Annotated in this window: 19 protein-coding genes; 17 read left to right on the top strand and 2 right to left on the bottom strand. The window is 61.7% G+C overall.

Going from position 1 to position 21935, the window contains the following annotated elements; all coding sequences use genetic code 11:
* Positions 1-32 precede the first annotated feature (32 nt).
* On the top strand, positions 33-1946 hold the full coding sequence (locus ACIROY_RS19005) for a TRAP transporter large permease subunit (RefSeq protein WP_402343254.1): 1914 nt from the start codon (positions 33-35) through the stop codon (positions 1944-1946).
* Positions 1947-2037: 91 nt separating this feature from the next.
* Positions 2038-2817 carry a 2-keto-4-pentenoate hydratase gene (locus ACIROY_RS19000; protein ID WP_402343252.1) on the top strand — a complete coding sequence of 260 codons (780 nt, stop codon included), beginning with the start codon at positions 2038-2040 and terminating at the stop codon, positions 2815-2817.
* Between the two features lie 182 nt (positions 2818-2999).
* On the opposite strand, the gene ACIROY_RS18995 is transcribed toward ACIROY_RS19000, so the two are convergent.
* Complete coding sequence (locus ACIROY_RS18995) at positions 3000-3284, bottom strand: HU family DNA-binding protein (protein WP_007880659.1); 285 nt, start codon at positions 3282-3284, stop codon at positions 3000-3002.
* A gap of 101 nt (positions 3285-3385) precedes the next feature.
* On the bottom strand, positions 3386-3685 hold the full coding sequence (locus ACIROY_RS18990; RefSeq protein ID WP_402343249.1) for a hypothetical protein: 300 nt from the start codon (positions 3683-3685) through the stop codon (positions 3386-3388).
* A 252-nt stretch (positions 3686-3937) separates the two neighbouring features.
* On the opposite strand from ACIROY_RS18990, the gene mraZ reads away from it, so the two are divergent.
* From mraZ to ftsZ, 15 genes are all read left to right on the top strand, one after another.
* Entirely contained in the window at positions 3938-4366 is a 429-nt protein-coding gene (gene mraZ, locus ACIROY_RS18985; RefSeq protein ID WP_116435752.1) for a division/cell wall cluster transcriptional repressor MraZ, read from the top strand.
* A gap of 12 nt (positions 4367-4378) precedes the next feature.
* Positions 4379-5338, top strand: coding sequence for a 16S rRNA (cytosine(1402)-N(4))-methyltransferase RsmH (gene rsmH, locus ACIROY_RS18980; RefSeq protein ID WP_402275652.1), 960 nt, complete (start codon positions 4379-4381; stop codon positions 5336-5338).
* Entirely contained in the window at positions 5335-5607 is a 273-nt protein-coding gene (gene ftsL, locus ACIROY_RS18975) for a cell division protein FtsL (protein WP_402343246.1), read from the top strand. Before rsmH ends, ftsL begins: the two co-directional genes overlap by 4 nt.
* Positions 5604-7385: a peptidoglycan D,D-transpeptidase FtsI family protein gene (locus tag ACIROY_RS18970; protein WP_402275646.1), complete on the top strand. Its 1782-nt coding sequence runs from the start codon at positions 5604-5606 to the stop codon at positions 7383-7385. The genes ftsL and ACIROY_RS18970 overlap by 4 nt, the downstream gene beginning before the upstream one ends.
* Entirely contained in the window at positions 7385-8926 is a 1542-nt protein-coding gene (locus ACIROY_RS18965; RefSeq protein ID WP_402343243.1) for a UDP-N-acetylmuramoyl-L-alanyl-D-glutamate--2,6-diaminopimelate ligase, read from the top strand. Before ACIROY_RS18970 ends, ACIROY_RS18965 begins: the two co-directional genes overlap by 1 nt.
* Positions 8926-10362 (top strand): UDP-N-acetylmuramoyl-tripeptide--D-alanyl-D-alanine ligase, encoded by a 1437-nt coding sequence (murF, locus tag ACIROY_RS18960; RefSeq protein ID WP_402343240.1) that lies wholly within the window; start codon positions 8926-8928, stop codon positions 10360-10362. Before ACIROY_RS18965 ends, murF begins: the two co-directional genes overlap by 1 nt.
* A gap of 1 nt (position 10363) precedes the next feature.
* Positions 10364-11533: a phospho-N-acetylmuramoyl-pentapeptide-transferase gene (gene mraY, locus ACIROY_RS18955; protein ID WP_016835724.1), complete on the top strand. Its 1170-nt coding sequence runs from the start codon at positions 10364-10366 to the stop codon at positions 11531-11533.
* A gap of 34 nt (positions 11534-11567) precedes the next feature.
* Positions 11568-13712, top strand: a complete 2145-nt coding sequence (gene murD, locus ACIROY_RS18950; RefSeq protein ID WP_402343237.1) for a UDP-N-acetylmuramoyl-L-alanine--D-glutamate ligase — start codon at positions 11568-11570, stop codon at positions 13710-13712.
* Positions 13712-14977 carry a putative lipid II flippase FtsW gene (ftsW, locus tag ACIROY_RS18945; RefSeq protein WP_402275636.1) on the top strand — a complete coding sequence of 422 codons (1266 nt, stop codon included), beginning with the start codon at positions 13712-13714 and terminating at the stop codon, positions 14975-14977. Before murD ends, ftsW begins: the two co-directional genes overlap by 1 nt.
* Positions 14974-16050 carry an undecaprenyldiphospho-muramoylpentapeptide beta-N-acetylglucosaminyltransferase gene (gene murG, locus ACIROY_RS18940; protein WP_402343233.1) on the top strand — a complete coding sequence of 359 codons (1077 nt, stop codon included), beginning with the start codon at positions 14974-14976 and terminating at the stop codon, positions 16048-16050. The genes ftsW and murG overlap by 4 nt, the downstream gene beginning before the upstream one ends.
* Positions 16047-17468 carry a UDP-N-acetylmuramate--L-alanine ligase gene (murC, locus tag ACIROY_RS18935; RefSeq protein WP_402343230.1) on the top strand — a complete coding sequence of 474 codons (1422 nt, stop codon included), beginning with the start codon at positions 16047-16049 and terminating at the stop codon, positions 17466-17468. Before murG ends, murC begins: the two co-directional genes overlap by 4 nt.
* Entirely contained in the window at positions 17468-18499 is a 1032-nt protein-coding gene (locus ACIROY_RS18930) for a D-alanine--D-alanine ligase (RefSeq protein WP_402343227.1), read from the top strand. The genes murC and ACIROY_RS18930 overlap by 1 nt, the downstream gene beginning before the upstream one ends.
* 9 nt (positions 18500-18508) lie before the next feature.
* Positions 18509-19282, top strand: coding sequence for a cell division protein FtsQ/DivIB (locus ACIROY_RS18925; protein ID WP_402275626.1), 774 nt, complete (start codon positions 18509-18511; stop codon positions 19280-19282).
* Between the two features lie 10 nt (positions 19283-19292).
* On the top strand, positions 19293-20525 hold the full coding sequence (gene ftsA, locus ACIROY_RS18920) for a cell division protein FtsA (protein ID WP_007878109.1): 1233 nt from the start codon (positions 19293-19295) through the stop codon (positions 20523-20525).
* 156 nt (positions 20526-20681) lie between these two features.
* The gene (gene ftsZ / locus ACIROY_RS18915; RefSeq protein ID WP_402275624.1) at positions 20682-21875 is read left to right on the top strand and encodes a cell division protein FtsZ; all 1194 of its coding nucleotides are present in this window, start codon (positions 20682-20684) and stop codon (positions 21873-21875) included.
* The last annotated feature ends 60 nt before the right edge of the window (positions 21876-21935 follow it).

Below are 21935 nucleotides of genomic sequence, written 5' to 3'. Positions count from 1 at the left end.
CGCGCAACGGAAGGAAACCCAAGGAAGCCATGATGAAAACGATCACCGCGCCGCCGGCGTCACCCGAAGAAGCTGCAGCAGTCGAAAATGCGATTCAATCGCTGCATGCTTCGCCCAACGATGTAGTCGACTATCCGCGCCTGCAACGCGCGCTGGAACTGGCTTCGGCAGCGGTGCTGGCGGTCGACGTGCTGGTGGTGTTCTTTTCTGTGATCTGGCGCTACGCCTTGCACGATCCGCTGGAGTGGTCGGAAGAAGTGGCGCGCGCGCTGATGATCACACTGGTGTTCTTCGGCGCCGCCAGCGTGCTCGGCCGTAGCCGTCACGTCGGCATCGACAGCCTGCGCGGGGTTTTCCCGAAAACCTGGCTGCCGTATGTGCTGAGGCTGTGCGATTGGGTGATCGCCTTCGTCTCCATGTCGCTGGCCTATACGACCTGGCTGCTGCTGGAAATCTCCAACGACCAGACCACGCCATCGGGTCTGCCGCAGACGATCTTCGTCTTGCCGGTGCTGGTCGGGAGCCTGCTGTTGTCGGTGTTCGCCATGACGCACGCGCTGAAGAAATTTGGTCGACATGCGCTGGTGTCGGGTCTGATCGGCGCGGTCGTGGTCGGCGGCGTGCTGGCGCTGCAGACATTCTGGCCGGATCACGCGCTGCGGCCGATGCACGTCTTGTTGTTCGGCTTCCTTTTCTGTCTGGTGGCGGGCGTGCCGATCGCGTTTGCACTGACCTTCGGCGCGCTCATGTTCTTCCTGCTGGAGCCGAGCTTGTCGGTGATGGTGTTCGCCCAGCAGGTTGCGGCCGGCACCGATCACTTCGTCATGCTGGCGGTACCGTTCTTCATCCTGGCCGGGATGGTCATGGAATGCAACGGCATGTCGTCGCGCCTGATCGAGCTGCTGCTGCGCATGTTCGGCCGCCTGCGCGGCGGCCTGAACCTGATCATGGTGACGGCGATGGCGTTCTTCTCGGGCGTGTCGGGTTCCAAGCTGGCCGATGTCGCGGCGGTGGGCGGCATCCTGATGCCGGCGGTGCGCCAGACCAAGCAGAATCCGAATGAAGCCGCCGGCTTGCTGGCGGCCTCGGCCATCATGGCGGAAACCATCCCGCCCTGCATCAACATGATCATCCTCGGTTTCGTCGCCAACCTGTCGATCGGCGGGCTGTTCCTGGCCGGGATCCTGCCGGCGCTGGCGATGGCCATCGCGCTGTGCATCATGGCGTATTACACCGGCCGCAAGGTCGACGTCAGCGTGGTGTTCATCAAGCCGCGCCCGCTGGGCAAGCTGATCGGTGGTGCGCTGGTCGGGCTGATCATGATCGTGATGATCGGCAAGGGCGTCGCCTCCGGGGTCGCGACCTCGACCGAGATTTCTTCATTCGCCGTGGTTTACGCCATCGTGGTCGGCTGGCTGGCGTTCCGCGAACTCAACCGCAAGGTGCTGGTCAAGCTGTTCGTCGACGCCGCCTCGATGTCGGGCATGGTGCTGTTCATCGTGGCCGCAGCCAGCAGCGTGGCGTATGCCTTGACGGTAGAGCAGATCCCGCATGCGCTGGCCGAGCTGATGGTGAGCCTGGCGCACGACTACGGCAGCTGGATGTTCATCCTGATTTCAGTGCTGGCGCTGATCCTGTTCGGCGCCGTGCTGGAAGGTGCGCCGGCGCTGATCATCTTCGGGCCGCTGCTGACGCCGATTGCGGTGCAGCTTGGCTATAATCCGCTGCACTTCGCCATCATCCTGGTGATTTCGATGGGTATCGGTCTGTTCTCGCCGCCGTTCGGGCTGGGCATGTATGCGACGTGCGCGATCGCGCAAGTGCGCCTGCAGGACGTGGTAAAACCCTATCTGAAGTATCTGGCGATCCTGCTGGTCACGCTGGTGGTGATCATCGTCTGGCCGGACCTGAGTCTGTGGCTGCCGCGCCGGTTCGGGTTCTCCTGACGGCTTGACGGAGATGCGCGCCTGAAAAATTTTCAAGGATTTTCAACCAGTGGCGTCCGCTTGCGGACGCGCTTTCATCATCAAGTACGTTATGGACAAGCAAAAAGACTCGCAGAAAATCAAGGCCGCGGCCGCATTGTTGCTGGCCGCGCGCAATCATGAAGTGGCGCTGGCGCGCTTGCCCGACGAGTACGTTCCGGCCGACGCCGCCGAAGCCTATGCCATCCAAGACCAGGTGTCCGCAGCGCTGGGCGAGGTCGGCGGCTGGAAGGTCGGCGCCAAGGCGCCGGGCGCACAACCGAGCTGCGCACCGATGCCGGCACAGTTCATCTTCGCTGCGCCCTATCATTTCTTTGACCTGCTGACCGCCGGCGCACGCGGCATCGAAGTTGAGATCGCGCTGCGCATGAAGCAGGACCTGCCGCCGCGCAGCACACCGTACAGCGAAGAAGAAGTGGTGGCGGCGGTGGCCACGGTGCATCCGGCGATTGAGCTGGTGTCGTCGCGCTATACCGAATATCCGGCCGCCAACCCGTTGGCGGGGCTGGCCGACGCGCTCAGTAATTGCGCGTTCATTTACGGTCCGGGCCGTAGCGACCTCGGCCAGATTGACCAGAGCATCCAGCATGCCGAACTGTATTTCAATGGCCTGGAGGTCGCCAGAACCGTTGGCGGCAATCCGGTGGTCGATATCTGGCCGCTGGTGACGTGGCTGGTCAATCATCTGTGCGAGCGTTGCGGCGGGATCAGGGCGGGTCAATTCGTGACCACGGGGTCATGTACGGGCTTGCTGTTTGCCGACAAGGGCAGCAGCGTCAATGCCCTGCTGCAAAACATCGGCAAGGTCGACATCTCATTCGCGCAGGCATAAGGGTAGGCAAAAGCGCAGGCAGCAGGTCGGCTTGGCTGGCTGAACGTGACTGCTTGGTCTTGATATATGGGGGGAGGGGACTGCAGGAGGGGAAAACCGGCGATCCGACGTGCAGGATCGCGGCGAAAAACAATGTATTTGAATGCCGTGAACTCCAGGTTCACAGCATTCAAATCGAACAATTATTTCTTCTTCTTGTTCACTGCTTCTTTGAACGACTTACCAGCGGAGAACTTCACTGTAGTTGCAGCAGCGATCTTGATCTCTTCGCCAGTTTGTGGGTTACGGCCGGTACGAGCAGCGCGCTTGCCTGTGGAGAAAGAACCGAAACCGACCAGTTGCACTGTGTCGCCCTTGGTAACTGCCTTGATGATGTTTTCAACGACGGAGTCCAGGGCACGTTGTGCAGCAGCCTTCGAGATTTCAGTATCAGCAGCGATTGCATCGACCAATTCGGATTTGTTCACTTTAAAATTCCTTTCACTGTTAAGGTGCCGAGATTTTAGCATTGGAATGCGCCTACTCCGCAAGCCCCATCTGATGTTTAATTGAATTGTGATGATCTATTTCATGTGAATTTCACAGGATTGAAAGAAACGCGATGCGCACTGGATGTTTTTTCGCGTTTGCATTTCTGTTTTTTGTCGCCGCGAATTTTTTCTCGCCTGGTTTTTTGAGGCATACTGCGGCAGCCGGAAAATTCCGATGATGTTCCGGTCAGGTTTTCGTGCTCGCCTGTGTTGATGTTTTTTGATTGCCTGCAAAATCCCTTCCTTAGCCGTTCGCTTGTTTTCAGACCGGCCTCCCCTCCAGAACCCATACGGAATTTGAGATAAACACATGTGTATATCTCAAGTGGAACATTCAATTAATTTCCTAAGTCCTTCATTTTGGACGAAAAAGCGCTTTTAGATGCATTTTAAGTAAGTGCGCTAAGTCTTTGACTTTATTAAAAAAATCCCTGTTTTCACCCCTGAATATCGCTTGACCTGTATTAGTGCATCCTCTAAAGTGGGCGGCAGTGTGAAAAAGTGTTTTTTTGTGGGGTATTTTCGAATTCCTTGCATCGGAACGCTGGTTTCAAGCATGCCAACAGCGACAGCAAAGAGGGTCAAACACAGTGTTTCAGGGCGCGTCATCAATCAATCTCGATGCCAAAGGACGGATGTCTATTCCGGCCAGGCACCGTGACGCCCTGGCGGTTCAGTGCGAAGGGCGGGTCACGCTGACGCGCCATCCGCACGGCTGCCTGCTGTTTTTCCCGCGTCCGACCTGGGAAAGCCACCGTGAACAGATCGCCGCCTGGCCGATGTCGGCCCGCGCCTGGCAACGGATTTTCCTCGGCAATGCCTTCGACGTTGAACTCGACTCGGCCGGCCGCATCCTGATCGCGCCGGAATTGCGCTCGGCGGTGGGCCTCGAACGCGACGTCATGTTGCTGGGTATGGGTAGCCATTTTGAAATCTGGGATGCCGCCAAGCTGGCCGAGAACGAATCGGAAGCTGTTGCAGCGGGCATGCCGGACGTGTTGAGCAACTTTTCCTTCTGACGGCACGACGCGATGACTTTGCAATCGGTGCCCGATTTGCAGCACCGTACGGTGTTGTTGGATGAAGCGGTAGATGCCCTGGCGATCGAAGGTGTGCGCGCCGACGGCGTTTATCTGGACGGCACTTTCGGCCGCGGCGGCCACAGCCGCAAGATCCTTGAGCGACTGAGTGCGCGCGGACGACTGATCGCGTTCGACAAGGATCCGATGGCGATCGCCACGGCGCAGACCATTGCCGATCCGCGTTTCGCGATCGTGCACGACAGTTTTGCGACGCTCGATGAGGCGTTGGCGCAGCACGGCGTGACGCAGGTCGACGGCGTGCTGATGGATTTGGGTATTTCTTCGCCGCAGGTGGACGACGCGGCGCGGGGTTTCAGTTTCAGGTTCGATGGCCCGCTGGACATGCGCATGGATACCACGCGCGGCGTGTCTGCAGCGGAGTGGCTGGCAACGGCGGACGAACAGACGATAGCAAAGGTGATACGAGAATATGGGGAAGAACGGTTTGCTCTTCAGATTGCAAAGACGATTGTTGCTCGCCGGGCAGTCGAGCCAATTTCAACCACACGACAGCTTGCCGCGCTCGTGGCACAAGCCGTCAAAACCCGCGAGAAAGGCAAAGACCCGGCCACTCGTACCTTTCAGGCTATACGGATTTTCGTCAATCAAGAGCTTGAAGAACTCGAGATAGGACTGGAAAAAGCATTTCGGCAGATGGCGCAGTATGGGAGATTGGTTGTGATCAGCTTTCACTCGTTGGAAGATCGCATCGTCAAGCAGTTCATGGCATCCAAAGCCCATGTGCCGCAGCCTGACCGCCGCCTGCCGATTCGTGCGGTCGACCTGCCGCAACCCCTGGCAAAACTCCATCCGCGCATCAAGCCGAGCGACGCCGAAGTCGCCGGCAACCCACGCGCCCGCTCCGCCGTGATGCGTACGCTCGAACGTACTGTCGAGGCAGGATCATGACCGGCCGCCTGAGTTTCGTGGTCACCGCCATGCTGGTGCTGTGCGCGCTGTCGCTGGTCAACGCCCAATACCAGGCGCGCCGCCTGTTCATCGAACTGGAACGCGCGCAATCTTCCGCGCGCCAGCTCGACATCGATTGGGCGCAACTGCAGCTCGACCAATCCACGCTGGGCAAGAATTCCCGCATCGAAGCGCTGGCGCGGCGCGATCTTAATATGGTGTCGCTCACTCCCGAGCGAACGCAGTATCTGACGGTGAGGGACAAATGACCCGCATGCCGCCACGCACCAACGTCGCCGGAGGGCGCGTCGCCGCCTCGCGCGGCGTTGCCTTTTCTGCCAGCCCGGTCTTGCAGGTCAAGATGCCGGCCTGGCGTTCGCGCGTGGTGCTGTTCGTGCTGTTCATGGCGTTCCTGACCCTGGCCGGCCGTGCCTTGTGGCTGCAGGGCATGTCCACCGATTTCCTGCAGAAGCAGGGCGCGTCGCGCTACGCGCGTACGCTTGAATTGCCGGCCACGCGTGGCAAGATCACTGACCGCAACGGCCAGGTGCTGGCGTCGTCGGTGCCGGTCAAGGCGATCTGGGCGATTCCCGACGACGTTCAGGAAGCGCCCAAGGACAAGCTGCGCGATCTGGCCAAATTGCTTGGCATGAGCGATGCCGAATTGCGCAAGAAACTCGACTCCGACCGCAACTTCGTCTATCTGAAGCGCCAGGTCGAGCAGGACACCGCCGACAAGATCGTCAAGCTCGGCATCGCCGGCATCGAGACCCGTAAGGAATACAAGCGCTTCTATCCCGAGGGCGAAGTCATGGCCCACGTGGTCGGCTTCACCAACGTCGAAGACACCGGGCAGGACGGCATGGAGCTCGGCTCGCAGAAAACCCTGGCCGGCGTGACCGGCAGTCGTCGCGTGATCAAGGATCGCCTCGGCCGCATCGTCGAAGACATCGAAGCCGTGCGCGAGCCGCACGACGGCAAGGACCTGACGCTGTCGATCGACAGCAAGATCCAGTACATCGCCTTCACGCAACTGAAAGAAGCGGTCGAGAAGAACAAGGCCAAGGCCGGCGGCATCATCGTGGTTGACGCGCGTACCGGCGAAGTGCTGGCGCTGGCCAACCTGCCGACCTACAACCCCAATGACCGCTCGGTGCTGACCGGCGCGCAGCTGCGCAATCGCGTGCTGACCGATACTTTCGAACCGGGTTCGACGCTCAAGCCGTTTACCGTGGCGCTGGCGCTGGATACGCATCGCGTCACACCGTCGACGGTGTTCCAGACTTCGCCAGGCAAGATGACCATCGGCACCGCCACCATCGGCGACTCGCACGCGCACGGACCGCTGACGGTCGCGCAGATCATCGAGAAGTCCTCCAATATCGGTACTGCCAAGATCGCGCTGGAAATGCCGGCCCAGGAAATGTGGGAAATGTTCACCAACGTCGGCCTCGGCCAGCAACCCAAGTTCGGCTTCCCGGGTGCGGTCGCCGGTCGGGTGCGTCCGTACAAGGCGTGGCGTCCGATTGAACAGGCGACGATGAGCTACGGCCACGGCATTTCGGTCTCGCTGATCCAGCTGGCGCATGCCTATACGATCTTTGCCCGCAACGGCGACCTGATTCCCCTGTCGTTTACCAAGGTCAACGACTCGCCGATCGGCCAGCGCGTGATCTCTGAAAACACCGCATTGCAGATGCGCCGCATGCTGGAAACCGTGGTGGCGCCCGGCGGCACCGCGCCGCAGGCTCAGGTGCCCGGTTATCGTGTCGGCGGCAAGACAGGTACCGCATACAAGATCGAGGGCGGCAAGTACGTGAAGAAATATGTGTCGTCCTTCGTCGGCATCGCGCCGATGTCCGATCCGCGCCTGATCATTGCCGTGATGCTGGACGAACCCAGCGCCGGCAACCACTACGGCGGCACTGTCGCGGGTCCCGTCTTCGCCAGCGTAACGGCCAACGCCTTGCGTGCGCTCAATGTCGCACCGGATTCCAGCGTGACCAACATCATCATTCCAAAAGACGCCTTAGAGGAGAGCATGTAATGCCTGCGACCATGCTTTCCGCGCAAAAAATCGTGACCTGGCTGCAGGGCGTCGCCGTCGCGGGCGCGAATTTGACTGCTGACTCGCGTCGTGTGCAGGCCGGCGATATCTTCTTTGCCTATCCCGGCGACAGCGCCGATGGTCGTCTCTATATCGCCGACGCCGTCGAGCGCGGCGCTGCTGCCGTGGTCTATGAAGAAGCTGGCCATGATTGGGATGAAGCACAAGGCGGCGTGCCGCACCTCGGTGTGCGCGGACTCAAGCATCTGGCCGGCTTCGCCGCCAATGCTTATTACAGGCAGCCGGACCAGGAAATGTTCACCGTCGCCGTCACCGGCACCAACGGCAAGACCTCGTGCTCGTACTGGCTGGGCATGGCGCTGTCGCGCCTGCAAGGCGTTAGCGCACCTGCAGCCGTAGTCGGCACGCTGGGTGTTGGCATGTTCCAGGACGGCAAGCCGCATGCCTTCGACGTTACCGGCTACACCACGCCGGACGCGGTGCTGCTGCAACGTAAGCTGTCCGATCTGCGCACCGCGCGCGCGTCGGTGCTGGCGATCGAAGCATCGTCGATCGGTCTCGACCAGGGCCGCATGAACGGCCTGCACGTGGACGTTGCGCTGTTCACCAATTTCACCCGCGACCATCTCGATTACCACGGCGACATGATCGCCTATGAAGCGGCCAAGATTCAGTTGTTCGACTCACCCGGTCTGCAGCATGCCGTCATCAATCTGGACGACCAGATGGGACAGCGCCTGATTCCTTATGTGCAGGCCAAGAACATCCCGATCATCGGTTATTCGCTGGGCGACGCCACCGTCGATGAGGCGCTGGAAGCCGTGCCCGTGCTGCGCGCCTCGGCGATCCGCAGCACCAATGCCGGCACCAGTTTTCACATCGAGTCGCCGTTCGGCACCGGCCAGGTCAAGACGCAACTGGTGGGACAATTCAATGTCAGCAATGTGCTCGGCATCCTCGGTGTGATGCTGGCCAAGGGTACCGGCTGGGACGCCGCGCTGGCGGTGATCGCAACGCTGACGGCCGTGCCCGGACGCATGCAGCAATTCGGCGGCCAGGAAGTGCCGTTGATCGTGATCGACTACGCCCACACGCCGGATGCGCTCGAAAAGACCTTGCTCGCCTTGCGCCAGGTCGCCAACCAGCGCGGCGGTGAACTGTGGTGCGTGTTTGGCTGCGGCGGCGATCGCGATCCGGGCAAGCGTCCGCAAATGGGGGCAGTCTCCGAGCTGGCCGACCACGTGATCCTGACCAGCGACAATCCGCGCAGTGAAGATCCTGCGGTCATCATTTCGCATATCAAAAGCGGCATGACGCGACTGACGCCGCATGTACTGGCGGACCGCGCCGGCGCGATCCTGTGGGCCGTGCGTCACGCGGTCAAGCAGGACGTCGTGCTGCTGGCCGGCAAGGGTCACGAGACCTTCCAGGAAATCGCCGGCAAGAAATATCCCTTCCTCGACGCCGACCACGTCGCGCTGGCATTGGCTGCGCGCGCCACGATGATGGGGGGCGCGTGATGAAAGCAACGCTTGAACAATTGAAGCAGTGGCTGGACGGCGCAGCCGTGCACAACGACGCCGGTGCATTGGCTGATGTGTCCATCAACGGCGCCACCACCGACAGCCGCGCGGTCGTGCCCGGCAACCTGTTCATCGCCTTGCGCGGCGAACGTTTCGACGCGCATGATTTTCTTGAAGCGGTCGCTGCGCAAGGTGCCGCTGCAGTGGTGGTCGAGCACGTTCCGGCCGATCTGAAGATTCCCGCCATCGTCGTGCCCGACACCCGCGTTGCGCTGGGGCAGATCGCACGTCACTGGCGCCAGCAATTCAAGCTGCCGGTGATCGCCGTGACCGGCAGCAACGGCAAGACCACGGTCAAGGAAATGATCGCCTCGATTCTCGCCGCCGATTTCGGCGAGGAGCGCAGCATGGCTACGCGCGGCAACTTCAACAATGAAATCGGCGTGCCGCTGACGCTGTTCCGCCTGCAGCCGCAGCACCAGGCTGCAGTGGTGGAGCTCGGCATGAACCACCCCGGCGAGATCGCCGTGCTGGCCGAGATTGCACGACCGACGCTGGCGCTGGTCAACAATGCCCAGCGTGAGCATCAGGAATTCATGGCGACCGTCGAAGCCGTGGCACGTGAAAACGGCGCCGTGTTTGCCGCCTTGCCTGCCGACGGCGTCGCCGTGTTCCCGGCTGAAGACGACTACGCCTGGGTCTGGCGCGAGCTCGCCGGCGCGCGTCCGGTCATCAGCTTCGGCCTCAATCCGGATGCCGACGTCAGCGCCACGTATCAGGTGCGTGAATTCGGCAGCGCCATCGCCGTCAACGCCAACATCGGCGGCCGCGCGCAACAATTCGGCATCAAGCTCGCCGCCGTCGGCGAGCACAACGTGCGCAATGCGCTGGCCGCAACCGCCTGCGCGCTGGGCGCAGGCATCGCCGCCGCCGCCATCGTGCGCGGACTGGAAGCCTTCGCGCCGGTCAACGGCCGTCTGCAACGCAAGACCGCTGCCAGCGGTGCGCTGGTGATCGACGACACCTACAACGCCAATCCGGATTCGGTGCGCGCTGCCATCGACGTGCTGGCGCAAACCGCCGCGCCGCGCGTGCTGGCGTTGGGCGACATGGGCGAGGTCGGCAACGAAGGCCCCAAATTCCACCGCGAAATCGGCGCCTATGCGCGCGAACGCGGCATCGATCATTTCTTCGGTTTCGGCGACGCCATGCGCGACGCCATCGAGGCATACAACAGCACGCCGGGAGCAGCATTTCCGGCGCGCCATTTCGACACCGTCGACGCCATCGGCGCCGCAACCGAGGAGGTTGCCGTCGCCGCCGCGACGGTGTTGGTAAAAGGTTCGCGTTTCATGAAGATGGAACGCGTTGTGCAGCATTTGGTCGGGGCGCAGCTGCAGACCGGGGCGCCACTTCACCAGGAGACTCATTAACATGCTGCTTTGGCTGGCTCAGAATTTTCAGCAGGATTTTAGTTTCCTGCGCGTGTTCAACTTCATCACCTTCCGCGCCGTGTTTGCGACGCTGACGGCGCTGTTGATCGGCCTCGTCGCCGGTCCGGCGGTCATCCGCATGCTGACCTTGCTCAAGGTTGGCCAGGCAGTGCGCACCGACGGTCCGCAAACGCACCTGATCAAATCCGGCACGCCCACCATGGGCGGCGTGCTGATTCTGATCGGCATCGGCATTTCCACGCTGCTGTGGGCGGATCTCAGCAATCGTTTCGTCTGGATCGTGTTGATCGTGACCTTGGGCTTCGGCACCGTCGGCTGGGTCGACGATTACCGCAAGGTGGTCTACAAGGACCCGAACGGGATGCGTTCGCGTGAAAAGTATTTCTGGCAGTCGCTGATCGGCCTGGTGGCAGCGTTTTACCTGGCGTTTTCGGTGTCCGAAGTCAGCAACATGAAGGTGCTGGATCTGTTCTTCGCCTGGGTGCAGTCGGGCTTCAACCTCGACCTGCCGCCCAAGGCCGACCTGATCGTACCGTTCTTCAAGACCGTCAGCTATCCGCTGGGCGTGTGGGGCTTCATCGCGCTGACCTATTTCGTCATCGTCGGCACCAGCAACGCCGTCAACCTGACCGACGGCCTCGATGGCCTGGCGATCATGCCGACCGTGCTGGTCGGCGGTGCGTTGGGCATCTTCGCTTACCTGACCGGCAGCGCCAGCTACGCCAAATATCTGTTTATCCCGCACATTCCGGGCGCAGGCGAATTGCTGATTTTCTGCGGTGCGATGGCCGGCGCGGGACTGGCTTTCCTCTGGTACAACGCTTACCCCGCGCAAGTGTTCATGGGCGACGTCGGCGCCTTGGCGCTGGGCGGTGCGCTCGGCACCATCGCCGTGATCGTGCGCCAGGAAATCGTGCTGTTCATCATGGGCGGCATCTTCGTGGTGGAGACGCTGTCGGTGATGATCCAGGTGGCGTATTTCAAGTTCACCAAGAAGCGCTACGGCGTCGGTAAACGCGTTCTGCTGATGGCGCCTTTGCACCATCACTATGAACAAAAAGGATGGAAAGAAACACAAGTCGTGGTGCGCTTCTGGATCATCACGATGATGCTGGTGCTGTTCGGTCTGTCGACGCTGAAATTGCGTTGAGCAGGTCACTTTAGAAAGACTCAGGTAATAAAGAATGAATTACGTCGATAAACACGCTCTGGTGCTCGGACTCGGTGAATCCGGTCTGGCGATGGCGCAATGGCTGGTCCATTGCGGCGCGCGCGTGCGTGTTGCCGACACCCGCGACGAGCAGGCCGTGGCCGAGCGGCTGGCGGCATTGCGCGCAGTGTCCGGCGATATTGAATTCGTCGGCGGCCAAGCCTTGTCGGCCGGTTTGCTGGACGGCGTCGACTTCGTTGCCGTCAGTCCCGGCCTGGCGCCCGGACGCGAACTGGCGGCCGTGTCCGCCGCCGCGAGCGCACGCAACATCCCGCTGTGGGGTGAAATGGAATTGTTCGCGCAAGCCCTGGCGGCATTGCGCGAAGAGCGCGCTTACGCGCCGAAAGTATTGGCCATCACCGGCACCAATGGCAAGACCACTGTCACCAGCCTGGCCGGCATGCTGTGCCGTCGCGCCGGCTTGACCACCAAGGTCGCCGGCAACATCAGCCCGGCCGTGCTGGACGTCCTGCGCCAGACGCTGATCGACGACGAAGCACACGCCAAGGTAGTTGCCGAGCAATTGCGCATTGAACGGGAAGCGGCAGCTTTGCAGGCCGAAGCCGATGCCGTGGAAGCGGAAAAGCTGGCCGCGGAAGCTGCACAGCAAGCTGCCATCGAGGCGGCCGAAGCTGAGCGGAAGGCGGCCGAAGAGGCTGCACTCGCAGCAGCCGCGTCGGCGCAGATGGAGTTGCGCGAGCAGGAAGAAGCGGCTGAATTGCAGGCTGCGATCGACGAAGCCGCAAATGAATTGAAAGAAGCAAACGCACCGGCGACACAGGCGGTGCTGATCGGGGGCGACGCCGTGCTGAGCGTCGAGGCATCTGCGGATCCTGACGCGGATGCGGACTCAGACTCAGACTCAGACTCAGACTCAGACTCAGACTCAGACTCAGACTCAGACTCAGACTCAGACTCAGACTCAGACTCAGACTCAGACTCGGCCACGGTCGAAGGTGACGCGCAGCAAGAAGTCATCGCCGACGCAGAGGTTCAAGCGGCGCAGGATGAGTTCGAACAAGCGTCGGCCATGCCGGAAGTTGCATCTGTCGACGAGGAAGACACGACGCCGCTGCAACTCGAATTGCCGCCGCCGGAACCCGAAAAAGTCTACACCGGCATTCTGCCGCAAGCCTGGGTGCTGGAGCTGTCGAGCTTCCAGTTGCATTCGACGCACAGCCTGCAGCCCAGCGCCGCGACCGTGCTCAATGTGACCCAAGACCATCTTGACTGGCACGGCGACATGGACGCCTACGCCGCCGACAAGGCGAAGATTTTCGGCGACAACACCGTGCGCGTGCTCAACCGCGACGATCCGCTGGTCATGCAGATGACCAAGCCGGGCGCGACCGTTTCCAGCTTCGGCATGGGCGAGCCGACGAAAGCCGGCGACTTCGGCCTGGTCGATGAAAACGGCATGCTGTGGCTGGCCAACGCCGCCGCCATCGAAGACGAAGAAAAGCCCGAAGGCCGCCGCCGCAAGAAGGATCCGAAGGAAGTGGTCGAGCAGCCATTCCAGCTCAAGCGCCTGATGCCCGCTGATGCCTTGCGCATTCGCGGCCTGCACAATGCGCTCAACGGCCTGGCCGCGCTGGCGTTGTGCCGCGCCGTCGACCTGCCGTTGGCGCCGCTGCTGCACGGCCTGCGCGAGTACACCGGCGAGCCGCACCGCGTCGAGCTGGTTACGACCATCCAGGACGTCGAATATTACGACGACAGCAAGGGCACCAATGTCGGCGCTACCGTTGCCGCGCTCAATGGCCTCGGCCACGGCGGCAAACCGAATCGACTGTTGCTGATCGCCGGTGGCGAAGGCAAGGGGCAGGATTTCGCACCGCTGGCCGAACCGCTGGCGAAATACGGCCGCGCCGTGTTCCTGATCGGTCGCGATGCCGGAGCGATCCGCAGCGCCGTCACTGACAGCGGCGTCGAACTGATCGACTGCGCAACGCTGGAAGAAGCCGTCGAGAAAGCCGGCGCCATGGCCCAGGGCGGCGACGCCGTGCTGCTGTCGCCGGCGTGCGCCAGTTTCGACATGTTCCGCAACTACGGGCATCGCGCCGAAGTCTTCGTTGACGCCGTGCGTGAGCTGGCCTTGTCGCGTGGCGAGGTGATGTGATGAAACTGACGCTGCCCTCGATCACCGGCTGGTTCGGCGCCAAGGATGAACCTGGCGTGCGCGGCAGTGCGCGCGCGGGCAGCAACAGCGGCAGCCTGAAGGGTATCAGCGGTATCGAGCAGCGTTCACGCATGATGGAGTACGACCAGCCGCTGGTGTGGGTGGTCTTGCTGCTGATGCTGTTCGGCATGGTCATGGTGTATTCGGCGTCGATCGCCTTGCCCGACTCGCCCAAGTACGCGAACTACAAGACGGCGCATTTCCTGATCCGCCAGGCCATGTTCATCGGCGTCTCGCTGCTGGCCGGCCTGCTGGTGTTCCGCATCAAGATCGAGACCTGGCAAAAGCTGGCGCCGTATCTGTTCGTGGGCACGCTGATCCTGCTGGCGATGGTGTTGATCCCAGGCATCGGCAAGGGCGTCAACGGCGCCAAGCGCTGGTTGTCGTTCAAGGTATTCAATCTGCAGCCGTCGGAATTGATGAAGCTGTTCATCGTCCTGTACGCCGCCGATTACACGGTGCGCAAGCAGGAAGTGATGCACAAGCTGACCAAGGGCTTCATGCCGATGACGCTGGCGGTGGGCGTGGTCGGTTTGCTGTTGCTGCTGGAACCCGACCTAGGCGCCTTCGGCGTGATCGTCTGCATCGCCATGGGCATCCTGTTTTTGGGCGGTATCAACGGCGTCTGGTTCGGCGGCATCGGCGCCACGCTGGTGGGGATATTTTCACTGGTGATCATTTTGTCGCCATGGCGGCGCGAACGGATTTTTGCCTACATGAATCCGTGGGTGGAAGAGAACGCGCTCGGCAAGGCCTATCAGTTGTCGCACTCGCTGATCGCCTTCGGTCGCGGCGAACTGTTCGGCGTCGGCCTCGGCGGCAGCGTGGAAAAATTGCACTATCTGCCGGAAGCACATACCGACTTCTTGCTGGCCGTGATCGGTGAAGAACTCGGTTTTGCCGGCGTGCTGGTGGTGGTGCTGCTGTTCTACTGGCTGATCAAGCATGCCTTCGAGATCGGCCGCCAGGCGATCGCACTGGACCTGACTTTTGCCGGCCTGGTCGCCAAGGGCATCGGCATCTGGATCGGCGTGCAGACCTTCATCAACATGGGCGTGAACCTCGGCTTGCTGCCGACCAAGGGATTGACCTTGCCGCTGATGAGTTACGGCGGCTCCGGCGTGCTGATCAATTGCGTCGGCCTGGCGATTCTGCTGCGCATCGACTATGAAAACCGCGTGCTGATGCGGGGAGGACGGCTATGAGCACGCGCCTTCTGATCATGGCGGCCGGCACCGGCGGGCATATCTTCCCGGGCCTGGCGATCGCCGACACCATGCGTGCGCGCGGCTGGCAGGTTTCCTGGCTGGGCACGACGCACGGCATGGAGCGCGAGCTGGTGCCCAAGCACGGCGTCGAGATGGATGCCATCGTCTTCGCCGGTCTGCGCGGCAAGGGCCTGATGCATACCGTCAAGGGCGTGTGGAGAATGATTGCGAGCTTCGGCGCCTGCTACGGCATCATCGGCAAGCGCCGGCCCGACGTGGTGCTGGGCATGGGCGGTTACGTGACGGTGCCGGGCGGCGCGATGGCGCGCCTGCGCGGCGTGCCGCTGGCGCTGGTCAACGCCGACGCGGCCTTGCTGCTGTCGAACAAGACGCTGGCGCCGCTGGCGGACAAGGTGTTGTTCGGTTTTCCCGCCGATTTCGGCAAGGCGGCCGCCAAGGCGGAAGTCACCGGCAATCCGGTGCGCAAGGAAATCCTGGCGCTGCCGTTGCCGGCGACGCGTTATGCCGCTCACGACGGCCGGCTGCGCATCCTGGTGGTGGGTGGCAGCCTGGGGGCGAAAGTATTGAATGAATGCGTGCCAGCCGCGCTGGCAAAGATGCCGGCGGATCAGCGTCCGCTGGTGACGCACCAGTCGGGCAAGCAACATATCGAGGCCTTGCGTGCGGCGTATGCGCAGGCGGGTGTGGAAGCGGAAGTGGTGGATTTCATCGACGACATGCCGCGCCGCTACACCGACGCCGACCTGGTGATCTGCCGCGCCGGTGCGATCACCGTGTCGGAACTGACGGCGGCAGGTGTCGCCAGCGTGCTGGTGCCTTTGGTGGCGTCGACGACTTCGCATCAGCGCGACAACGCCAAATGGATGGCGCAAAACAAGGCGGCAGTGCATTTGCCGCAGACAGAACTGACGCCGGACAGCCTGGCGGCGTTGCTGCAAAAAATGGATCGGCCTGCCTGCCTGGAAATGGCGCTGGCGGCATATGAACAAGGCAGGCGCAACGCCAATGAGGCGATTGCGCAGGTGCTGGAAAGACTGGTAAAGCAATGAAACATCGGGTTAAGAATATTCACTTCGTCGGTATTGGCGGCTCAGGCATGAGCGGCATTGCCGAGGTGTTGCTGAATCTGGGCTACGGCGTGTCCGGCTCGGATCTGGGCAGCAACGCGGCCACGCAACGCCTGGCGCAACTGGGCGCGCGCATCCTCTACGGTCACGCGGCCGAGAACATTGAAAACGCCGACGCCATCGTCACCTCGACTGCGGTCAAGGGCGACAATCCGGAAGTGGTGGCGGCGCGCAAGAAACATATCCCCATCGTGCCGCGCGCGGTGATGCTGGGTGAGCTGATGCGCCTGAAGCAGGGCATCGCAATTGCCGGAACGCACGGCAAGACCACTACCACCAGTCTGGTGGCGAGCGTGCTGGCGCAGGGCGGACTGGATCCGACCTTCGTCATCGGCGGCCGCCTGACCAGCGCCGGCGCCAACGCCAAGCTCGGCTCGGGCGACTTCATCGTGGCCGAGGCGGACGAGTCGGACGCATCGTTCCTGAACCTGACGCCGGTGATCGAAGTCATCACGAACATCGATGCCGATCACATGGAAACCTACAACCACGATTTCGCCAAGCTCAAGCAGGCCTTCGTCGAGTTCACTCAGCGCCTGCCTTTCTACGGTGTCGCGGTGGTGTGCCTGGACGACCCGCACGTGCGCGAAATCATGCCGATGATTTCCAAGCCGATCCTGACCTACGGCTTCCATGAAGACGCCGATATCCGGGCGATTGACGCCAAGGCCGTCGACGGCAAGATGGAATTCACCGTGATCCAGGACGGATATGAGCCGATGCAGGTGAGCCTGAACCAGCCCGGCATGCACAACGTGCAGAACGCCTGCGCCGCCGTGGCAATTGCGCGTGAGCTCGATGTCGCCGACGCCGATACCCAAAAGGCGCTGACCGAATTCAACGGCGTCGGCCGCCGCTTCACGCGCTACGGCGATGTGCAGCTGCAGGACGCCGCCGGCAAGCCAGCCGGTTCGTTCACGCTGGTGGACGATTACGGCCACCATCCGGTCGAGACCGCCGCCACCATTTCCGCAGCGCGCGGCGCTTATCCCGGCCGTCGCCTGGTGCTGGCGTTCCAGCCGCATCGCTATACGCGCACGCGCGACCTGTTCGAAGACTTCGTCAAGGTGCTGTCGACGACCGACGTGCTGGTGCTGGCGGAAGTCTACGCCGCCGGCGAGCAGCCTATTGTCGCCGCCGACGGCCGCGCGCTGGCGCACGCCTTGCGCGTGGCGGGCAAGGTCGAGCCGGTGTTCGTCGAGGACATCGCCGACATGCCGGCAACCATTCTGAATGTAGTGCGAGACGGCGACGTCGTCATGACCATGGGCGCCGGCTCGATCAGCGGCGTGCCGGCCAAGCTGGCGGCACAGGGTCAAGGTCAAGGACAGGGGGCGTGATGAATCAAATCAATCAAGCTGCCGGATTTGGCAAGGTCGGTGTGCTGTTCGGCGGTCGTTCCGCCGAGCGCGAAGTGTCGCTGATGTCCGGCGCCGGCGTGCTCAAGGCGCTGCGCAGCAAGGGCGTCGATGCGCATCCTTTCGATCCGGCCGAGCGTAGCCTGGCGGAACTGGCGGCGGAGAAATTCGACCGCGTGTTCATCGCGCTGCATGGTCGCTACGGCGAAGACGGCACGCTGCAAGGCGCGCTGGAGCAACTCGGCATTCCTTACACCGGCCCCGGCGTGATGGCGTCCTCGATTGCGATGGACAAGGTCATGACCAAGCGCATCTGGATCGGTCACGACTTGCCGACGCCGCGCTTCATCGTGCTCGACAGCGCCTCCACGCCGCGGGAAGAATTGCGCCAGGTGCCGGACGTGCTCGGCTTGCCGCTGATGCTGAAGGCGCCGCATGAAGGTTCGACCATCGGCATCGCCAAGGTGGCGGGCTATTCGGACATGCAGGAAGGTTTCGATCTGTGCGCGCAATACGATGCGGTGGTGCTGGCGGAAGAATTCGTCACCGGCCGTGAACTGACCGTGCCGGTGATGGGCAAAGGCACGAGCGGGGACAACAAGGCCAAAGCCTTTCCGGTGATCGAGATCCGCGCGCCGGAAGGCAACTACGACTATCAGCACAAGTATTTCACCGACGACACCAAGTACCTGTGCCCGGCGCCGCTCGACGAAGCACTGACGCAGCGTATCCAGGAACTCGCGGTGAAGGCCTACAACGCGCTCGGTTGCCGCGGCTGGTCGCGCGTCGACTTCATGCTGCGCGCTTCGGACAACGAGCCGTTCCTGCTGGAGATCAACACCTCGCCGGGCATGACCGGGCACTCGCTGGTGCCGATGTCGGCCCGCCAGGCGGGGATGACGTATGAAGATTTGTGCTACGAGATTCTGAAGTTCGCGGCGCTCGACCTGAAGCCGTCCGACGCGTGGAAATCACACTCCTCAAAAGACACCGAAGTGTCAGATAAAGGATAAGGCGCAACCATGTGGCAAGACGTCAAGATGCTCAACGCAACCACCAACGCCCTGCTGGCGCTGGTGGCGTTGGCATTGCTGGCGTCGGGACTGTGGTGGCTGGCGCAGCGGCCGATGTTTACGCTCAGGACAATACGCGTCGAAGGCGTGGCCGAGGAGCAGTTGCGCCGGGTGAATCCGCTGACGATACGCGCCAGCGCGGTGCCGCGCATCAAGGGAAATTTCTTTACCGCCGACCTCGATGCAGTGCGTGCCGCGTTCGAGTCGGTGCCGTGGGTACGCAAGGCGATGGTGCGGCGTGAATGGCCGAACAAGCTGATCGTGACGCTGGAAGAGCATCGCGCGCTCGGTACCTGGGGCGACGACGGCCGTTTGCTGTCGGTCAAGGGTGATGTATTTACCGCCAATCTGGCGGAGGCGGAAGACGACGGCGACCTGCTGGAGTTTGACGGACCGGTCGGCAGCGAGAAGGAAGTGGTGGCGCGCTTCGACCAGTTCCGCAACTGGTTCGCGCCGATCAAGCTGGAGCCGGAATCGGTCGCCTTGTCCAACCGCTATGCGTGGACAGTGAAGCTGGATAACGGTCTCACAGTGGAGCTGGGGCGTGCTGAAAGCGACGCCACGCTGAAGGAAAGAATTGGCAGGCTGGTCTCGGTCTATCCACAACTGGTGGATCGCCTGCAGGGGAAGAAGATTGAAAATGTCGACATGCGTTACCCGAACGGTCTGGCGCTGAAGGCGGATGGACTGGTACTGGCTGCATTGAACGGAAAGAAAAAATAAGCGGAACGATATGACAAAAGACGCAAAAAACCTGATCGTCGGTCTCGACATCGGCACCTCCAAAGTGGTGGCCGTGGTGGCGGAAGTATTGCAGGACGGACGCCATGAAGTGATCGGCCTGGGCCAGTCCGAATCCAAGGGGTTGAAGAAGGGTGTGGTGGTCAACATCGAAGCCACGGTCGAATCGATCCAGCGCGCGCTGGAAGAGGCCGAGCTGATGGCCGATTGCAAGATTCGCAACGTCTACACCGGTATCGCCGGCAGCCATATCCGCAGCTTCAATTCGAGCGGCATGGTGGCCATCAAGGACAAGGAAGTCAGTGCCGCGGACGTGTCGCGCGTGATCGAAACCGCCAAGGCCGTCAACATCCCGACCGACCAGCAATTACTGCATACCGTGCCGCAGGAATTCATCGTCGACAATCAGGAAGATGTGCGTGAACCAATCGGCATGAGCGGCATCCGACTCGAGGTAAAAGTGCACATCGTGACCGGCGCGGTGTCGGCGGTACAGAACATTGTCAAGTGTGTACGTCGCTGCGGTCTGGAAGTATCGGATTTGATTTTGCAACCGATGGCTTCGGCCGATTCCGTGCTGACGCCGGATGAACGTGAATTGGGCGTGGTGCTGGTCGATATCGGCGGCGGCACCACCGACGTGGCGGTGTTTACCGAAGGCGCGATCCGTCACACCGCCGTGATCCCGATCGCCGGCGACCAGATCACCAACGACATTGCGATGGCCTTGCGTACGCCGACGCTGGAAGCGGAAGAAATCAAGCTGCGTTACGGCGTAGCGAAGCAGATTTTGGCGGATCCGACCGAGACGCTGGAAGTGCCGGGCCTGGGTGACCGCAATCCGCGCACCTTGTCGCGCCAGGCGCTGGCGGCGGTGATCGAGCCGCGTGTGGAAGAGTTGTTTGCATTAGTGCATCAGGTGGTGCGCGAGTCCGGTTACGAAGAGGTGCTGTCGTCGGGCATCGTCCTCACCGGCGGTTCCGCGATGATGCCGGGAATGATTGAGCTGGCGGAGGACATTTTCCTCAAGCCGGCCCGCCTGGGGACGCCGGAATACAGCGGGCAGTTGGCAGACGTGGTGCGCAGTCCACGTTATTCCACCGTATTGGGGTTGTTGTTGGAAGCGAAAAAGCAGTATCTGCGCGGGTACATCGTGACCCGGCAGGAGGGTTCGGTAAAGGCAATCTGGCAGCGCATGAAGGAATGGTTTTTAGGCAATTTTTAAGCAGTCGCATTAGTCAGTATTCAGTATTCAGTTTTCAATTTGGTTTTCAGTTATTCAGTCTTCGGATCAGCAACACGCAGTTCTCAGTTGCTAGTCGTCACACCGCGTGATGCCTATCAACTGCAAGCTGCACATACATATATTTAAGGAGTCATCATGGAAATAAATATGCTCGACAATGCCACTCTCGGCACGATCATCAAGGTCGTCGGCGTGGGTGGTGCAGGCGGCAACGCGGTGCAGCACATGATCAACAGGGGCGTGTCCGGTGTTGAGTTCATTGTGGCCAATACCGATGCCCAAGCATTGAAAATGTCGAAGGCCGACAACGTCATCCAGATCGGTGAAACCGGCCTGGGCGCAGGCATGCAGCCGCAAGTCGGTCGCCGCCTGGCGGAAGAAACCCGCTCGCGCATCGAAGATGCACTGCGCGGCGCGCACATGGTGTTCATCGCCGCAGGCATGGGCGGCGGCACCGGCACCGGTGCTGCACCGGTGGTGGCCGAAGTCGCCAAGTCGCTGGGCGCGCTGACGGTTGCGGTGGTCTCCAAGCCGTTCTCGTACGAAGGCCAGAAGTGCATGGACATCGCCGACCAGGGGCTGGAAGAACTGGGGCAGCATGTCGACTCCCTGATCATCATCCTCAACGAAAAGCTGGAAGAGATCTACGAAGATGACAGCATGATCGAATGGCTGGGTCATGCCGATGACGTGCTCAACAACGCCGTCGCCGGTATCGCTGAAATCATCAACGTGCCTGGTCACATCAACGTCGACTTCAACGACGTCAAGACCATCATGGGCGAGCAGGGCAAGGCCATGATGGGTACGGCCACCGCTTCCGGCGTGGACCGCGCCCGCGTGGCGGCAGAGCAGGCAGTGGCATCGCCGCTGCTCGACGGCATCGATCTGTCCGGCGCGCGCGGCGTGCTGGTCAACGTGACCGCCAGCCGCAACCTGAAGGGTAAGGAAATCAAGGAAGTCATGGCGACCGTGCGTGCTTTCGCCGCTCCTGATGCATCGATCGCGCAAGGCATCGCGTACGACGACGGCATGGGCGACGACATCCGCGTGACCGTGGTGGCGACCGGCCTGGGCCGTGCACGCAAGTCGGTGCAACTGGTGCAGACCCCGATGCTGCGCACCGGTACCCACAACGAACCGATGATGGCCGGCACCGGCACGATGAACAATGCCAACGGCGGCGCGCAAACCGGCGCAGCTTTTGGCGGCATGAAGGCGCCGGCGGTATGGCGTCGCGAGTCGGCTTCCGACACCGTGCGCGCGCTGGAAAAGAATGGCATGGAAACCTATGACATTCCGGCTTTCCTGCGCAAGCAAGCGGACTAAGCAATACCTGACGTCGATTGCGGTCCGTTTCGGCCGACAGCAACCGACGTCATAAACAGG

The organism is Herbaspirillum sp. NPDC101396 (genome assembly GCF_044767365.1).
GTDB lineage: Bacteria > Pseudomonadota > Gammaproteobacteria > Burkholderiales > Burkholderiaceae_D > Herbaspirillum.
Note: the sequence above shows the minus strand (reverse complement) of the source record. Positions and strands in the feature narration are given on the sequence as shown.

Bases quoted from the DNA above. Each gene is read 5' to 3' on its own strand.
- ACIROY_RS19005 (WP_402343254.1), top strand. From the start codon at position 33: ATGAAAACGATCACCGCGCCGCCGGCGTCACCCGAAGAAGCTGCAGCA.
- ftsL (WP_402343246.1), top strand. From the start codon at position 5,335: ATGACCGGCCGCCTGAGTTTCGTGGTCACCGCCATGCTGGTGCTGTGC.
- murG (WP_402343233.1), top strand. From the start codon at position 14,974: ATGAGCACGCGCCTTCTGATCATGGCGGCCGGCACCGGCGGGCATATC.
- ftsW (WP_402275636.1), top strand. From the start codon at position 13,712: ATGAAACTGACGCTGCCCTCGATCACCGGCTGGTTCGGCGCCAAGGAT.
- ACIROY_RS19000 (WP_402343252.1), top strand. From the start codon at position 2,038: ATGGACAAGCAAAAAGACTCGCAGAAAATCAAGGCCGCGGCCGCATTG.
- murC (WP_402343230.1), top strand. From the start codon at position 16,047: ATGAAACATCGGGTTAAGAATATTCACTTCGTCGGTATTGGCGGCTCA.
- ACIROY_RS18970 (WP_402275646.1), top strand. From the start codon at position 5,604: ATGACCCGCATGCCGCCACGCACCAACGTCGCCGGAGGGCGCGTCGCC.
- ACIROY_RS18930 (WP_402343227.1), top strand. From the start codon at position 17,468: ATGAATCAAATCAATCAAGCTGCCGGATTTGGCAAGGTCGGTGTGCTG.
- ftsA (WP_007878109.1), top strand. From the start codon at position 19,293: ATGACAAAAGACGCAAAAAACCTGATCGTCGGTCTCGACATCGGCACC.
- murF (WP_402343240.1), top strand. From the start codon at position 8,926: ATGAAAGCAACGCTTGAACAATTGAAGCAGTGGCTGGACGGCGCAGCC.
- rsmH (WP_402275652.1), top strand. From the start codon at position 4,379: ATGACTTTGCAATCGGTGCCCGATTTGCAGCACCGTACGGTGTTGTTG.
- ftsZ (WP_402275624.1), top strand. From the start codon at position 20,682: ATGGAAATAAATATGCTCGACAATGCCACTCTCGGCACGATCATCAAG.
- ACIROY_RS18925 (WP_402275626.1), top strand. From the start codon at position 18,509: ATGTGGCAAGACGTCAAGATGCTCAACGCAACCACCAACGCCCTGCTG.
- murD (WP_402343237.1), top strand. From the start codon at position 11,568: ATGAATTACGTCGATAAACACGCTCTGGTGCTCGGACTCGGTGAATCC.
- ACIROY_RS18965 (WP_402343243.1), top strand. From the start codon at position 7,385: ATGCCTGCGACCATGCTTTCCGCGCAAAAAATCGTGACCTGGCTGCAG.
- mraY (WP_016835724.1), top strand. From the start codon at position 10,364: ATGCTGCTTTGGCTGGCTCAGAATTTTCAGCAGGATTTTAGTTTCCTG.